The sequence below is a fragment of the Acinetobacter sp. ACZLY 512 genome (genome assembly GCF_023614015.1).
Lineage (GTDB): Bacteria > Pseudomonadota > Gammaproteobacteria > Pseudomonadales > Moraxellaceae > Acinetobacter > Acinetobacter soli.
Map to the genome: position 1 here is coordinate 142,647 of NZ_JAKIVI010000004.1, position 14,263 is coordinate 156,909.

General features: G+C 40.3%; 13 protein-coding genes and 1 riboswitch. Of the genes, 9 read left to right on the top strand and 4 right to left on the bottom strand.

Features of this window, described 5'->3' with window-relative positions:
• Window positions 1–2 precede the first annotated feature (2 nt).
• On the bottom strand, window positions 3–1,217 hold the full coding sequence (locus L2096_RS06465) for a TFIIB-type zinc ribbon-containing protein (RefSeq protein ID WP_111812564.1): 1,215 nt from the start codon (window positions 1,215–1,217) through the stop codon (window positions 3–5).
• Window positions 1,218–1,317: 100 nt separating this feature from the next.
• Window positions 1,318–1,575: a hypothetical protein gene (locus L2096_RS06470; protein WP_250365086.1), complete on the bottom strand. Its 258-nt coding sequence runs from the start codon at window positions 1,573–1,575 to the stop codon at window positions 1,318–1,320.
• A 366-nt stretch (window positions 1,576–1,941) separates the two neighbouring features.
• Here L2096_RS06470 and pepN point away from each other — a divergent pair, with 366 nt between their 5' ends.
• The 3 genes from pepN to L2096_RS06485 all read left to right on the top strand — a co-directional run bounded on the left by pepN (window position 1,942) and on the right by L2096_RS06485 (window position 5,860).
• Window positions 1,942–4,548: an aminopeptidase N gene (gene pepN / locus L2096_RS06475; protein WP_250365087.1), complete on the top strand. Its 2,607-nt coding sequence runs from the start codon at window positions 1,942–1,944 to the stop codon at window positions 4,546–4,548.
• A 118-nt stretch (window positions 4,549–4,666) separates the two neighbouring features.
• Window positions 4,667–5,101 carry an I78 family peptidase inhibitor gene (locus tag L2096_RS06480; RefSeq protein WP_025095165.1) on the top strand — a complete coding sequence of 145 codons (435 nt, stop codon included), beginning with the start codon at window positions 4,667–4,669 and terminating at the stop codon, window positions 5,099–5,101.
• 420 nt (window positions 5,102–5,521) lie between these two features.
• Window positions 5,522–5,860: a hypothetical protein gene (locus L2096_RS06485; protein WP_227265304.1), complete on the top strand. Its 339-nt coding sequence runs from the start codon at window positions 5,522–5,524 to the stop codon at window positions 5,858–5,860.
• Between the two features lie 45 nt (window positions 5,861–5,905).
• On the opposite strand, the gene L2096_RS06490 is transcribed toward L2096_RS06485, so the two are convergent.
• Both L2096_RS06490 and L2096_RS06495 read right to left on the bottom strand, forming a co-directional pair.
• Window positions 5,906–6,349: a universal stress protein gene (locus L2096_RS06490; protein ID WP_004937265.1), complete on the bottom strand. Its 444-nt coding sequence runs from the start codon at window positions 6,347–6,349 to the stop codon at window positions 5,906–5,908.
• A 216-nt stretch (window positions 6,350–6,565) separates the two neighbouring features.
• The gene (locus L2096_RS06495; RefSeq protein ID WP_004947060.1) at window positions 6,566–6,991 is read right to left on the bottom strand and encodes a hypothetical protein; all 426 of its coding nucleotides are present in this window, start codon (window positions 6,989–6,991) and stop codon (window positions 6,566–6,568) included.
• 226 nt (window positions 6,992–7,217) lie between these two features.
• On the opposite strand from L2096_RS06495, the gene pyrG reads away from it, so the two are divergent.
• The 6 genes from pyrG to L2096_RS06525 all read left to right on the top strand — a co-directional run bounded on the left by pyrG (window position 7,218) and on the right by L2096_RS06525 (window position 14,255).
• Window positions 7,218–8,855, top strand: a complete 1,638-nt coding sequence (gene pyrG / locus L2096_RS06500) for a CTP synthase (protein ID WP_004927357.1) — start codon at window positions 7,218–7,220, stop codon at window positions 8,853–8,855.
• Between the two features lie 27 nt (window positions 8,856–8,882).
• Window positions 8,883–9,740, top strand: coding sequence for a 3-deoxy-8-phosphooctulonate synthase (gene kdsA, locus L2096_RS06505; RefSeq protein ID WP_250365088.1), 858 nt, complete (start codon window positions 8,883–8,885; stop codon window positions 9,738–9,740).
• A 45-nt stretch (window positions 9,741–9,785) separates the two neighbouring features.
• Window positions 9,786–11,075 (top strand): phosphopyruvate hydratase, encoded by a 1,290-nt coding sequence (gene eno / locus L2096_RS06510; RefSeq protein ID WP_004937269.1) that lies wholly within the window; start codon window positions 9,786–9,788, stop codon window positions 11,073–11,075.
• 492 nt (window positions 11,076–11,567) lie between these two features.
• Complete coding sequence (gene ftsB / locus L2096_RS06515; RefSeq protein WP_004937272.1) at window positions 11,568–11,957, top strand: cell division protein FtsB; 390 nt, start codon at window positions 11,568–11,570, stop codon at window positions 11,955–11,957.
• Window positions 11,923–12,645 carry a 2-C-methyl-D-erythritol 4-phosphate cytidylyltransferase gene (gene ispD / locus L2096_RS06520; protein ID WP_250365089.1) on the top strand — a complete coding sequence of 241 codons (723 nt, stop codon included), beginning with the start codon at window positions 11,923–11,925 and terminating at the stop codon, window positions 12,643–12,645. The genes ftsB and ispD overlap by 35 nt, the downstream gene beginning before the upstream one ends.
• A 130-nt stretch (window positions 12,646–12,775) precedes the next feature.
• A riboswitch (glycine riboswitch) is annotated at window positions 12,776–12,864 on the top strand.
• A gap of 146 nt (window positions 12,865–13,010) precedes the next feature.
• Window positions 13,011–14,255 carry a D-amino acid dehydrogenase gene (locus L2096_RS06525; RefSeq protein WP_250365090.1) on the top strand — a complete coding sequence of 415 codons (1,245 nt, stop codon included), beginning with the start codon at window positions 13,011–13,013 and terminating at the stop codon, window positions 14,253–14,255.
• The last annotated feature ends 8 nt before the right edge of the window (window positions 14,256–14,263 follow it).

Sequence of the window (14,263 nt, forward strand, 5' to 3'; positions counted from 1 at the left end):
GCTTACTTGGTAAAATAATGATCTTGATGTTTGCAGTTTCGGCAAATTAACGACACATAATCTGTCGCATCATAATCGACCTCAAGGTCGTTTGAACCACAATTCATACACCGTTTTAAAGAAAAAAAGTTAAGGCGCGGCTCAATCTTGCGCCATGCTTTCCATATCGGTTGTATAAAGATGCGTTCATCATAAGATAAAAACCGATACAAAAATATCTGACTCATTTTACTTAAGGGTAAATTCATGGGTCGAGGTAAAGTTGAGGTTTCCCATCGTTCTGTAATGGCACGCTCTCGATATTGTTCTAGCGTTTTTTTTAGTAAATTCGTATTGATGAAGCTTTCATTACGTGGCTGAAGCGCTTTTTGGGTATACAAATACTCTAATGCAGTCTGGATCAGATAGTAAATCTGTCCCACCGCCAAACCATCAAGAAGTTTATAACAAAATTGCTGGAAATGACGGTTGCCTGCAATTTGTATATTCCATGTTCGACAGTACATTTGCATAAATTGCACAATTTCTTGATACAACAATTCAAACAACACGTTTTTGACGTCTTCTGTCGTTTTGTAAGGAATTCCCATACTTAGATTTTCATAAAACCAATGTCTGAGCTGTTGTACGATACTAAACAAGCTAGGGTCGGAGTAGCCATCGAGTCGAACCCTCAAATAAGCAATCTGTTGTTGTTCATCAAGATGCTCAGGAATAACCAAAATACCCAAATGCAGCAGCTCTTTATACAATGCATTGTTGAAAAGATAATGTGGGCTGATGCTGTGGTACTTAATGGCATGCCAATGTACAAATTCATCGTGCGGAATATTTTCATGCACATGATCATCTAGTAAAGCCAACAAAAACAGTTTATGCATCAAGCTCAAGTCTTCAAGATTGAACACTTTGTCATCTTTAATCTGGTTTTTTTTCTGCTCTTGCTGACGAGCTTGTTTAATCATTTTTTTGCGTTGTTCGGTACAGCTTATGCAATGACACACACGCTTATGATCTTGAAATACACGATGCTGACAGTGGCTGCATTCTTGAAATTGAACATCCTGCTCATACTCTTCTGCCTCAACCCAAAACATAGCGGCTTGGCACAGTGGGCACTGACTACTTTCATCAAGTTGTTTTTGCAGAATATTCAAAATAACACTCAGGTAAAGAACGAGAGTTGAATTATATCGCGTCTGTTCAAATTGCGACATCCAGATTTACAGATCAAATGATCAGATCAAAGCTCTCTATAAATAGAACACACAAAAAAGGCTCAAAGTTAAATCTTTGAGCCTTCTACTTTACATAAATTTAAACAGGGCAAGGCAAAGATTCGTCGTGTTGGCCAAGTTTTTTGGCTGCAATAAGGGCTTTGACCTTGCGCGAAGGTGCTTTTTCTTTACCCAAAGCATCGTAAGTATTCACAATGGCTGTGACACCCTGTGCGGTAAGTTCAATTCCTTCTGCGGTCATGAACACCGCAATAACATTGGGACAAACGCCAGCACTGTGCAAATCATGAATGGCTTTGATATTTTCAACGCGATGTAAGTGTTGTGTGAGTTCCATATCGATCACCTCTTCGACATTATGTATTTTATATTGGCCAACTTGGTCTTGCTAATACAAGCAAAAAACGTGCACAAAATGTAATCGAAACTTAAAAATGTAAGTCGACGTTACAATGACATAAAATGACATAGATTGTCATACGCCCAGTCAAAATTAAACAAAGAAAAAGGAAGAGCTGAAAAACTCAAGCTAAACATAACGTTTTTTGAACATTTGTACGTACTTACAATTGAAAAATAATTCGATAAGACGCATCTTAATTTTAAATTGAAACTTCGCAGACACATTGATTAAGTTGGCGTATGATCAAATGCATACACAATAATGAATGATGCCATGCATAAGGGCAAAATAGGAAAATATATGAATATTGCGGCGAACCCTCATATTTCGGCAGATCAAACGGTTTATCTTAAAGATTATCAAAAGCCATCTTTCTTGGTCGATTCGATCAACCTTGATATTCAGGTACACGATGATCACACGCACGTGTTTTCTACACTGGTGATGAAAAGAAATAGTGCAGGTGATTTAGTGCTGTTGGGGCGTGATCTTGAACTGGTATCGATTAAATTAAATGGCGAGCCGCTTAACAGTGAAGATTACACGCTTGATGATGAGCAATTGGTGATTACCAATGCACCAGATCAACTCACACTTGAAACCCAAGTGGTGATTCATCCAGAAAGTAATACCCAGCTAGAAGGTCTGTACAAAGCTGGCGATTTGTTTGTCACGCAAAATGAACCAGAAGGTTTCCGCAAAATTACCTTTTATCCTGACCGTCCAGATGTATTGTCAGTATTCACTACACGCGTTGAAGCCGATAAAAAATATCCTGTATTACTGGCTAACGGTAACTTGCTTGAAACGGGTACCGTGGGTGAAGACCGTCATTTTGCCATCTGGCAAGATCCAACTAAAAAACCAAGTTATTTATTTGCCTGTGTGATTGGTGATTTGGCTGTACTGAAGGATCGATATACGACTTCCGAAGGCCGCGATGTAGCACTTGAAATATATGCCATTGAAAAAGATATTCCAAAATGCAAAATTGCCATGGAAGCACTTAAGCATTCTATGCGTTGGGATGAAGAGCACTATGGCCGTCCATACGACTTAGACAATTATATGATTGTAGCGGTCAGCCAGTTCAACATGGGGGCTATGGAAAACAAAGGCTTAAATATTTTTAATACCTCTTGTGTACTGGCCGATGAAGAATACACCACCGATGCCGCGATTATGCGTGTACAGTCCGTGATTGCACATGAATACTTTCATAACTGGACTGGAAACCGTATTACTTGTCGTGACTGGTTCCAGTTGTGCCTAAAAGAAGGTTTAACCGTTTTTAGAGATCAGTCATTTTCTGAAGACCTTCAATCTGCTGCGGTACAACGCATTGACGATGTCGCGGTACTCAAAGCGCATCAATTTCCAGAAGATGCTGGCCCACTTTCGCATCCACCACGTCCAGATCATTTTGTGGAAATTAATAACTTTTACACCGCTACGGTGTATGAAAAAGGTGCCGAAATTAACCGAATGATGGCGACACTTCTTGGCAAAGAAAAGTTTCGCCAAGGCACTGATGAGTATTTTAAGCGCTTCGATGGTCAAGCAGTTACGGTTGAAGACTGGATTGATGCACTTTCAGCTGGATCGGGTGTCGATTTATCCGCCTTTTTGATCTGGTACAACCAGCCGGGAACACCAAAGCTCGAAGTTGAGAGCGAATATCACCCTGATCAGCGCATCTATCGTTTGAACTTTAAACAAAGTCTTAAAGCGCATCCTAAATATCCAAATTTAAAGGCCGTGCCTATTCCTGTTGCTTTGGCGCTGTTTAACCCGCAAACAGGTGAACAATACACCTTAAATAGTCCAGATTTGTTTGAAAATCAGGTGAAAGACGGTGTGTATTTATTTGATCAAGATCACGCAAGTATTGAGTTTTCAGGTGTCGATCAGCCGCCTGTCATTTCGTTACTACGTAACTTTTCTGCACCAGTGAATCTGGTCTTTAATTATACCGATGAAGAGCTGGCATTTTTAATTCAGCACGAAACCAATGGATTTAATCAGTGGCAGGCGAGTCAAACCTTACTTGAGCGCATTTTATTGCAGGAACACTCGGTTGAGCCTTATATCGACGCCATTCAAAAAACGTTACCTACGCTAGTACGTCAGGATCCATTATTGGCGTCACGACTTTTTGATGTTCCAACAGAGGGTTATTTGGGAAGTCGTATCGATCACGATTATCAGCCTGAGCAAGTGCAGGAAAAGCGTAATTCTGTTTTAGAAACCCTAGCACGTGCATTAAATGGGTTCTGGAAAGAAACCTATTTAGCGTTGAATCCAGCACTACAACACGATTTCTCTCAAGCAATGGGAGAGCGTGCGCTTAAAAATATCATGCTCAGCATGATGGCGCGCCAAGGTGACGATGAGGTGTTCGAGCTCGCTTATACCCAGTATCAAACAACTGGCAACATGTCAGAGCGTTTAGGTGCGTTACGCGTACTGGTCTGGAATGATGCGCCTCAGGCACAGCAGGCACTTGATGACTTTTATAATCGTTATAAGGATGAGGCGCTATCGCTTGATCAGTGGTTTATGATTCAGGCGGCGAATCCTGATGCTACAGCAGAGACCATTCGTACACTTACTCAGCATCCTGATTATGATTTGGGAACACCAAACCGCGTACGCTCGGTGAGTGGTGGTTTGAGTAATAATCCTGTCAATGCATGGAGTTATGGGGTAGAACACTATATCGATTTGGCTCAGTATTTTGACGAAAAAAATCCGATTTTAGGTTCACGCCTCTTACAAGTATTATCTCGCTGGTACACCTTGGCCGAGCCGCATAAAACGCGTGTAAAAGAAGCACTTCAAGCATTGCAACCTAAAGTTAAATCCAAGAACGTAAAAGAGACACTCAATAGTATTTTGAGTGTCTGATCGTATCAGTTGTCAGTGAAATGATAAACGGGACTTCCATTCTTGTGAGGTCCCGTTGTAATTTGAAAGCTGGATTTTCATAAACAACAATGACTTTTATTCAAAAGGATATTATTCAATGAAAAAGAATATTTTATGGGCTGCTTTACTGCTGCCATTAGCAGCATGTTCGTCTTATCCGCATTCAGGTGAAAAAATGCCAAAAATCGGTATGCCTAATCCGGCCAGCCAGTATTGTGTTGAGCAAAAAGGAAAGCTGGAAATTCGCAATGGACCAGAAGGGCAAACGGGTTATTGCCACTTGCCAAATGGACAAGTCGTTGAGGAGTGGGCATTATTTCGTTCTCAACAAAAAAATTGTATGCCAGATGAAGCCCAAAAGCTTGTTGGACAGTCGGGTTTGACTGATGAACAGATTAAACAGGTATCACGTGCACAAATTGTGCGCAATATAGCACCCGGGCAGCCAGTGACCATGGATTATCGTGAAAATCGTGTCACTGTGGTTACCGATCCTTCAACCAAAAAAATTGTAAAGGTAAGTTGTGGTTGATTTGACCTATTTTTAATGTTTTAAAAATAATTAAATAGTCATGCAATCTTTGAAATATAAGATTGCGTGGCCTTTATAATCTATCGACCTGAATTATTCACTCGAATAGTGGATAGAAAGAGATAGATATATTTTACGAATCTATGCTTGGTTTCAGAATAAATGTTTCATTATATTTAATAATTTGACAGTGATTAGACAGAGTTGTTTATATTGAATGACCAAATGACTCAACTACTTTTTTGTTTAACTTATAAGCATATGCCATTTTGAAATGAAGTTTTCGCCATTAGGCATAGCAACATTGCCAAAGGAATATTCAATTTTACTGTGACAGGTTACATAAGCTAGGACGCAGCGCTGTTGTCGATAGGATGCACTTTCAACAATTATCTTAGTGATTAATTTTTTGGAGGTCAGATGAATCATCTACAGTTTTTGCTGTTAAAACTTTCTGAGGAATGTCATCAAATTGGAAAGATTGCATCAGATAGCGCACAATTGGGTTTGCTCAACGCCAATCCTGAACAAGGAGAGCGTAATAAAGCATGCTTACACAGCAGGTTGAATCACTTAAATGCCATCGTTTTGTTGTTGAATGAATCATACAATCTGGATTATCGCCCAGATGTAATGCAAATGAATAAATCTCAGGTCAAAATCAATAAAGATTTAAATCATGCGATTGGTTCAGGTATGGTCACTTTACACGTGCCATTTCAACAATGGCACGATGCCGAATTAAAACAACAAAAATGAAAAAACCCTGAATTGATCAGAGCTTTTATAAGTTTGAACAAAAAATTATTTTTTTACAATCATCACAGGGACCACACTTTCACTGGCGACTTTTTGTGCGACACTACCTAAAACAAATTTTTTCAGCCCTGATCGGCCGTGAGAACCCATAATAATCAGATCGGCATTTACTTCATCGGCAATATTCAAAATGCCAGTCGCAGTTGGTTCTTCACGAATGATTTTAACGTCTGTGTCGATTTGATGTGCGAGAAACTGTTGCTGAATCTGCTCAAGATGCTTTTGAGCATGTGCTTCGGCATCCATAAAGTGATTGGTAATAGCAGGGGCTACCTTATAAAAATCGACACCAACAAATGGATCGACTGCCACAACACTCATGACTGTAACTCGACTGCCAAAAGCTTGAGCAATAAAAAGTGCATGCCGGGTAGCAATTTCTGAAAGTTCCGAATCATCAACGGGAACAAGAATGTGTTGGTAGCTCATGTTATTCTCCTTTATTACTCTTTTTAAAACTTAAATTACATTTTTAGCTTAACATACTGTCTAAAAGATAAAGCCTATTTAGAATTTTTTTAGAGATAAAATTTCATATAATCAACAAATTAAACACGAATTACCAACACTAAGTTTTGTTATATACATCCAAAAAAAAGCCCGCAAGTAATCCTTAACGGGCATCTTTTACTGCGCAAAACGCAATTAGTTTTTAAGGGCAGGTGTTGCTGCTGCAATCGCATCCGCCACAGCATCATCTTCACTACGGTTTTGTTTGGTGGTTGAACGAGCTGGCTGTTCTTCCGTATTCGCCGTTGAAACTTCCGTTTTCGGTTCGGCTTTTGGTTCTTCTTTCACTGGCGTTTCAACAGGTTTTGCGGCATGGTGCTGCTCACGACGAATCTCTGTTGTGGTATTTGGTGTTTCCATACGCTCAATTACGACGGTCTGTTCTGTGGTCGACTGTTGGTTTTGTGCCTCTTGAAGCGGTTTGAGCTCAGTTGGTTGCTGCTCCTGAGTGCTTGTTTCCATTTGAGACTGATTTTCATCTTTTGGTTGTTCTTTTTTTGAACAAGCCGTTAAAAATAAGCCAGCAGCAATCAATCCACAAATTAAGAATTTTTTATTCATGTGTGTACAAATTAAATCTAGAAATAGGTGCGCCTATTATAACAATAAAAATCGCTATGAAAATCCTCGTTACAAAGTCTAATTTTCCAATAAAAATGCTGCTAGAATAGCCAATTGTTTATTGTTCTAACATTTGATGCTGAATGACTTTGCTTTATAGGTGCAGAGTAAAGTAAAATTGCCCAGCATTGCATGCCGATTTAGGCTCGATTGTACGAGAAACCCAATGACCCATTTTATTTTCGTAACTGGTGGTGTTGTTTCATCACTAGGTAAAGGTATTTCAGCTGCTTCAGTTGCTGCACTTTTAGAAGCCCGTGGTTTAAAAGTAACCATGGTAAAAATGGATCCATATATTAATGTTGATCCGGGGACAATGAGTCCATTCCAACACGGTGAAGTTTTTGTTACTGAAGATGGTGCCGAAACAGATTTAGATTTGGGCTATTACGAACGTTTCTTACGTCGTGCGAAAATGACCAAATTGAACAACTTCACCAGTGGTCGTGTTTATCAAGACGTTTTAAATAAAGAACGTCGTGGCGATTACTTAGGTGGTACGGTTCAAGTTATTCCACATATTACCGATAACATCAAAGAACGTGTTCTTGCAGCCGGTGAAGGCTATGATGTCGCGATTGTCGAAATCGGTGGTACGGTTGGTGATATCGAATCTTTACCATTTATGGAATCTGTACGTCAGTTAATGGTCGAACTTGGCCATAAGCGTACGATGTTGATGCATTTGACACTCCTCCCATATATTCGTTCAGCAGCAGAGTTGAAAACCAAACCAACTCAACATTCTGTGAAAGAATTATTGTCAATTGGTATTCAACCGGATATTTTGATCTGCCGTACAGAGCATGACGTAGATGCCGACACCAAACGTAAAATCGCATTGTTTACCAATGTTGAAGCACGTGCGGTTGTGGTATGTAAAGATGCGAAAACCATCTATCAAATTCCGCGTAACTTCTACGAGCAAAAAGTAGACGACCTCATCTGTGAGCGTTTCGGCTACAACGATTTGCCACAAGCTGATCTTTCAGATTGGGATCAGGTATGTGAAGCGTTATTTAACCCTGAATACATTGTTCGTGTCGCAATGGTGGGTAAATACGTTGAACTTCCAGATGCTTATAAGTCTGTCAATGAAGCTTTACTTCATGCGGGTATTCAAAATCGCGTAAAAGTTCAGATCGACTATGTCGATGCAGAAACGCTTGAAACCCAAGATATCTCTATTTTGTCTACGGCTGACGCTATCCTTGTACCGGGTGGTTTTGGTGAGCGTGGAACAGAAGGCAAGATGTTGGCGATTAAGTATGCGCGTGAGCAAGGTATTCCATTTTTAGGAATCTGCTTGGGCATGCAGCTTGCGGTAATTGAATACGCACGTAATGTTGCAGGTTTGGCAGAAGCTACATCGACTGAATTTAACCGTTCGACCAAGTTCCCAATCATTGGTCTGATCACAGAGTGGTTAGACGAGCGTGGTGAACTTCAACAGCGCAGCGTTGAGTCAGATCTTGGTGGAACCATGCGTTTGGGTGCACAAAAATCTGAACTGGTCGAAGGCACCAAAACACGTCAGGTGTATGGTAAGGCTGAGATTGTAGAGCGTCATCGTCACCGCTATGAAATGAACGACCGCTTTATTGAGCCAATTGAAAAAGCGGGTATGAAAATTTCGGGCTATTCAACTGCGCAACATTTGGTTGAAACAGTCGAAATTCCTGAACATCCTTGGTTTATTGCTGTACAATTCCATCCTGAATTTACAAGTTCGCCACGTGATGGACATCCATTATTTGCTAGCTTTATCGATGCTGCGAAAAAACAGCACCTTAAAACGAAATAATACGACGCATAAACTAGGACTGTTTAAATGTCACAATTAAAACCCCAAGAGATTGTACGTTTAGGCGATATACAAATGGCAAATCATTTGCCATTTGTATTATTTGGCGGAATGAATGTACTTGAGTCGAAAGATCTTGCATTTGAAATTGCAGAAACCTATGTGGATATCTGCAAACGCCTTGAAATCCCTTACGTTTTTAAAGCAAGTTTTGATAAAGCAAACCGTTCAAGCCTACATTCGTTTCGTGGTCCTGGCCTCGAAAAAGGTATTGAATGGCTCGGTGAAATTAAAAAACATTTTAATGTTCCAATTATTACCGATGTGCATGAACCGTATCAGGCTGCTCCTGTTGCAGAGGTTGCCGATATTATTCAATTGCCTGCATTCTTGAGCCGTCAAACGGATCTGGTTGAGGCAATGGCAAAAACCCAATCTATTATTAATATTAAAAAAGCACAATTCTTGTCGCCGCGTGAAATGAATCATATCTTGAACAAGTGCCTTGAAGCGGGCAATGACAAGCTGATTTTATGTGAGCGTGGAACCTCTTTTGGCTACAATAATCTTGTGGTCGACATGCTTGGTTTCGACACCATGAAAGAGATGAATGTGCCGGTATTCTTTGATGTCACGCATGCACTTCAAACACCTGGTGGTCGAGCTGACTCGGCAGGTGGTCGCCGTGCACAAATTACGACATTAGCTCGCGCAGGGATGGCGACTGGATTGGCTGGATTGTTCTTAGAAGCACATCCAGATCCTGAAAAAGCCAAATGTGATGGTCCTTGTGCGTTACGCCTATCACAGCTTGAGCCTTTCTTGGCACAATTAAAAGAATTGGATACTTTAGTTAAAGGATTCAAAAAGTTAAATACTGATTGATGCAAATGATTGCATCTTATTTTTCATTCAATTGAGGAATTGTTCATGAGCCAAATCGTTGACATTCGTGCACGTGAAATTTTGGACTCTCGTGGTAACCCGACCATCGAAGCAGACGTAATCTTAGCATCTGGCGTAGTTGGTCGTGCATGTGCACCATCTGGTGCTTCAACTGGTTCTCGTGAAGCGTTAGAACTTCGTGATGGCGATAAAGCACGCTATTTGGGTAAAGGCGTTAAAACTGCGGTGAATAACGTCAACACCGTTATCCGTGACGCTTTAGTGGGCAAATCAGTATTTGAACAAAAAGACATCGATAACACGATGATCGAGCTTGATGGTACTGAAAATAAAGAAAAATTAGGTGCGAATGCAACTTTGGCGGTATCACTAGCTGCTGCACGCGCTGCTGCCGATGAAAAGAAAATCCCTCTTTTCCAATACATCGCAGACTTACGTGGTCAAACTATCTTGACGATGCCTGTACCTATGATGAACATCATCAATGGTGGTTCGCATGCAGACAATAACGTTGATATTCAAGAGTTTATGATTGAGCCTGTTGGCTTCACTTCATTCTCTGAAGCATTGCGTGCAGGTGCTGAAATCTTCCATTCTCTAAAATCAGTTTTAAACAAAAAAGGTTTAAACACTGCTGTGGGTGATGAAGGTGGTTTTGCGCCAAACTTGCGTTCTAATGAAGAAGCAATCACTGTTATTCTTGAAGCGATTGGTCAAACTGGCTACAAGGCGGGTTCTGACATCATGCTTGCACTTGACTGTGCATCTTCAGAATTTTATAAAAATGGTCAGTACATCTTGGCTGGTGAAGGCAATAAGGCATTCACAAGCAACCAGTTCTCTGACTATTTAGCAGGTCTTGTAAACCAGTATCCAATTATCTCTATTGAAGATGGTTTAGATGAGTCTGATTGGGAAGGTTGGTCTTACTTGACATCGATTCTGGGTGACAAAATCCAGTTGGTGGGTGATGACCTGTTTGTAACCAATCCAAAAATCCTTCAACGTGGTATCAATGAGAAAGTAGGTAACTCTATCTTAATCAAGTACAACCAAATTGGTACGTTGACTGAAACGCTAGATGCAATCTATTTAGCGAAAGACAATGGTTATTCTACAGTGATTTCACACCGTTCAGGTGAAACTGAAGATTCAACTATTGCAGATCTTGCAGTAGGTACTGCTGCGGGTCAAATCAAAACAGGTTCATTGTGCCGTTCTGATCGTGTATCAAAATACAACCAGTTGCTTCGTATTGAAGAGTTAACTAAAGCGGCTTACCGTGGTAAGGCGGAATTCAAAGGTTTAAATTAATCTTTGAATGTAATTGCAAATCATCGTCAGTCTTGAATTGAAGAGATTTGCAGGTAATAAAAGGTGCTATGTTTAATAGCACCTTTTTTATTTTAGAGTGATATTTTCACATTTAGTGATTCATACACTGCACAACAGTTTTTGAAATGAGTTGCTAATTTAAAAAGAGTGCGGAAACTGACTATATTTCTCTATTGAGCAATGAAAAGTGGCTGAATTACATTTAAAGCATCCAGAAGAATTGCAAAAAATAGCATAAAATTAATAGCAGAAAGTTGCCTTAGTTTTGAGTAGATTACTCAAATCATACCCGATAGACCCTTTTCAATTGAGATGAACTTTGACAAAATGAGACGCGTCAAAAAGGTCAATAACGTTATGATTGGCTTTTAATTTTTTTATTTAGATTTGGCCACAATTGTGCATGCCAAGTTTCAAATTGTTATATCATACAAAACATTAAAGGATGTTTTAATTGAAGTGCTCAAGACTATGTTAGAAGTTTTTAAGTCTACTTCGAGCAAACTTATATTGGGGCTTGTCATCATTTTGGTTGCAGGTCTTCAGTACAGTTTCTGGTGGGGTGAGGGTGGTTATTTTCCGCATCAAGCCTTAACACAGCAAATTGCTCAACAAGCTGAAATCAATCAAGAATTAAAAGAGCGAAATCGAATTCTTGCTGCTGAAGTCTATGATCTGAAAAATGGCACAGAGGCGATTGAAGAACATGCACGTCTCGATTTGGGTTTAATTAAGCCTCATGAAACCTTTGTTCAAATGAGTACGATTAGTACCCAGTACAAGCCGATTTATATCGATCCAAATGCTAAAGTAGATATGCAAACCAATGAAACCCCACCAACACCCGACATTCCAGACTAAGTTATGGGCAATTATTCCTGCTGCTGGAAGCGGGTCGCGTTTTTCTAAAACCGAGTTAAAACAATACCAGTTGATTGATGATAAAACTGTTTTAGAACATACAGTTGATCGATTAAATGGCTTACCCCTCGATGGTTATGTTTTGGCCATTGGTCAAGATGATAATATTGCCCAGACACTTCCTTTAAAGAATCGCCAGAAAGCACATTTTTGTTTGGGCGGAAAAGAACGAGCCGACTCAGTATTAAATGCGCTGAATCATCTTTTGCGCTTTGCTTCAGAAGATGACTATGTTTTGGTGCATGATGCTGCTCGTCCATGTGTGAGCTTGCCCAACCTAGAGGCATTGATGACACATTGTACAACGCATGGTGTATATGCCATTTTGGCAACACCTGTCAGAGATACGCTCAAACGAGTACAACAACAGCCTAAAATTGAGAAAACTGTTGATCGGAGTTTCCTCTGGCAGGCACAAACACCACAAATGGCAAAGCTGGGTATTTTAAAGCGTTGTATTGAGTATGCTTTAATGAATCAAATTCCGATCACAGATGAAGCAAGCGCATTAGAATATATGGGTGAAACTGTAGATGTGGTTCAAGGGCGTTCTGATAACATTAAAATTACTTATTCAGAGGATTTACAACTTGCTCGCCTGATTCTAAATGCACAGCGGCAGAGTTGATTTGAGTCAATATTTTTTAAAGCGTTTGTATTTGAAAAGATACAGGCGCTTTTTTTATACACTACAATTCACTAACGATAATAAGTTGATTTTATACTGAATTGGCATATACATTGCTTTTATAAACATAACGATTATTGCAGGAGAGATGTCCTTTTAGGATACGCCGAAGGAGCAACGACCCCGGAAACTCTCAGGCAAAAGGACTGTAGTGATCGATAAGTAATCTGGAGAGAAGTATCTTAGTATACTCACCGAAGGGGATGGTCGACAGATTTATGGTAAATCTCGTCGCATCGAAGCTCTCAGGTACCATGACAGATGGGGCAACTTCTGAAATGTTGTAACATTTCAAAGGAGCAATTATGTCTCATATTATTGTGATTGGTGCGGGTATTACAGGTGTTACATCGGCCTATGAGCTGGCGAAATTGGGGTATCAGGTCACGGTGATTGACCGACATTTGTTTCCAGCCATGGAAACATCATTTGCCAATGGTGGACAGCTTTCAGCCTGTAATGCAGAAGTCTGGAATCAAAAATCTACAGTGGCCAAGGGCATCAAGTGGATGTCTCACAAAGATGCACCGTTACTGTTAAATCCTTCATTTAATTTGCATAAATATAGTTGGCTATTTGAGTTTTTATCGCAAATCAGAAATTATGAAAAAAATACCATCGATACGGTACGATTGGCACTTTTAGCCCGCCAACGCCTGTTTGAAATTGCTAAAGATGAAAATATTGATTTTAATCTGGAAAAGCGCGGTATTTTGCACATTTATCACAATGAATCGGACTATATCGTTGCCAAAAATGTGAATGATCTGTTGGTTAAAGGTCAGCTTGAGCGCTTTGGTGTCACGCCTGAACAAATGAAGCAGATTGAGCCGACTTTGGCAGGTGAATATTTTGGTGGATATTACACGCCTGGAGATGCAACAGGCGACATTCATAAATTTAGTGTGGGGTTGGCCGAGCGCTCAAAAACGTATGGCGTGAATTACCAGTTTGGTTGGGATGTCAAAGATGTTCAGTTAAATGAGCATATGGTTCGTGTGATATGTTTGCCAAGTGATGAAAACATGTCGCAGTTATCAAAGGAAGAGCTTTGTATTGAGGCCGACGGTATTATTGTCTGTGGTGGTGTGGGAAGTTATCAGCTTGCAGATATGCTGGGCGATCGAGTAAATGTATATCCAGTCAAAGGATATTCGATTACGGTGCATTTGAAAGATACGAAAAGCATTGCCAACGCGCCTTGGGTGAGTTTACTCGATGAGCGTGCCAAGATCGTGACATCACGCTTAGGAGAAGATCGCTTACGTGTAGCCGGGACTGCCGAATTTAATGGCTATAACCGAGATATTCGGGCAGATCGTATTCAACCTTTAATTAACTGGGTAAATGAAAACTTTGATCTTTCAACCGAGCATGTGGTGCCTTGGGCAGGCTTAAGACCTATGATGCCCAACATGATGCCGGTTGTAAAACAGGGCAGACATCCACGTGTATTTTACAACACTGGACATGGCCATTTAGGATGGACACTTTCGGCCGCAACTGCTTCCATGATTAGTCAAGAAATTGCGATGAAGGTTCCTGCCTAAGCATATAC

What these genes read in the sequence shown, in the direction of transcription:
- L2096_RS06465 (WP_111812564.1), bottom strand. Translation starts at nt 1,217, where the DNA reads ATGTCGCAATTTGAACAGACGCGATATAATTCAACTCTCGTTCTTTAC.
- L2096_RS06470 (WP_250365086.1), bottom strand. Translation starts at nt 1,575, where the DNA reads ATGGAACTCACACAACACTTACATCGCGTTGAAAATATCAAAGCCATT.
- pepN (WP_250365087.1), top strand. Translation starts at nt 1,942, where the DNA reads ATGAATATTGCGGCGAACCCTCATATTTCGGCAGATCAAACGGTTTAT.
- L2096_RS06480 (WP_025095165.1), top strand. Translation starts at nt 4,667, where the DNA reads ATGAAAAAGAATATTTTATGGGCTGCTTTACTGCTGCCATTAGCAGCA.
- L2096_RS06485 (WP_227265304.1), top strand. Translation starts at nt 5,522, where the DNA reads ATGAATCATCTACAGTTTTTGCTGTTAAAACTTTCTGAGGAATGTCAT.
- L2096_RS06490 (WP_004937265.1), bottom strand. Translation starts at nt 6,349, where the DNA reads ATGAGCTACCAACACATTCTTGTTCCCGTTGATGATTCGGAACTTTCA.
- L2096_RS06495 (WP_004947060.1), bottom strand. Translation starts at nt 6,991, where the DNA reads ATGAATAAAAAATTCTTAATTTGTGGATTGATTGCTGCTGGCTTATTT.
- pyrG (WP_004927357.1), top strand. Translation starts at nt 7,218, where the DNA reads ATGACCCATTTTATTTTCGTAACTGGTGGTGTTGTTTCATCACTAGGT.
- kdsA (WP_250365088.1), top strand. Translation starts at nt 8,883, where the DNA reads ATGTCACAATTAAAACCCCAAGAGATTGTACGTTTAGGCGATATACAA.
- eno (WP_004937269.1), top strand. Translation starts at nt 9,786, where the DNA reads ATGAGCCAAATCGTTGACATTCGTGCACGTGAAATTTTGGACTCTCGT.
- ftsB (WP_004937272.1), top strand. Translation starts at nt 11,568, where the DNA reads ATGTTAGAAGTTTTTAAGTCTACTTCGAGCAAACTTATATTGGGGCTT.
- ispD (WP_250365089.1), top strand. Translation starts at nt 11,923, where the DNA reads ATGAAACCCCACCAACACCCGACATTCCAGACTAAGTTATGGGCAATT.
- L2096_RS06525 (WP_250365090.1), top strand. Translation starts at nt 13,011, where the DNA reads ATGTCTCATATTATTGTGATTGGTGCGGGTATTACAGGTGTTACATCG.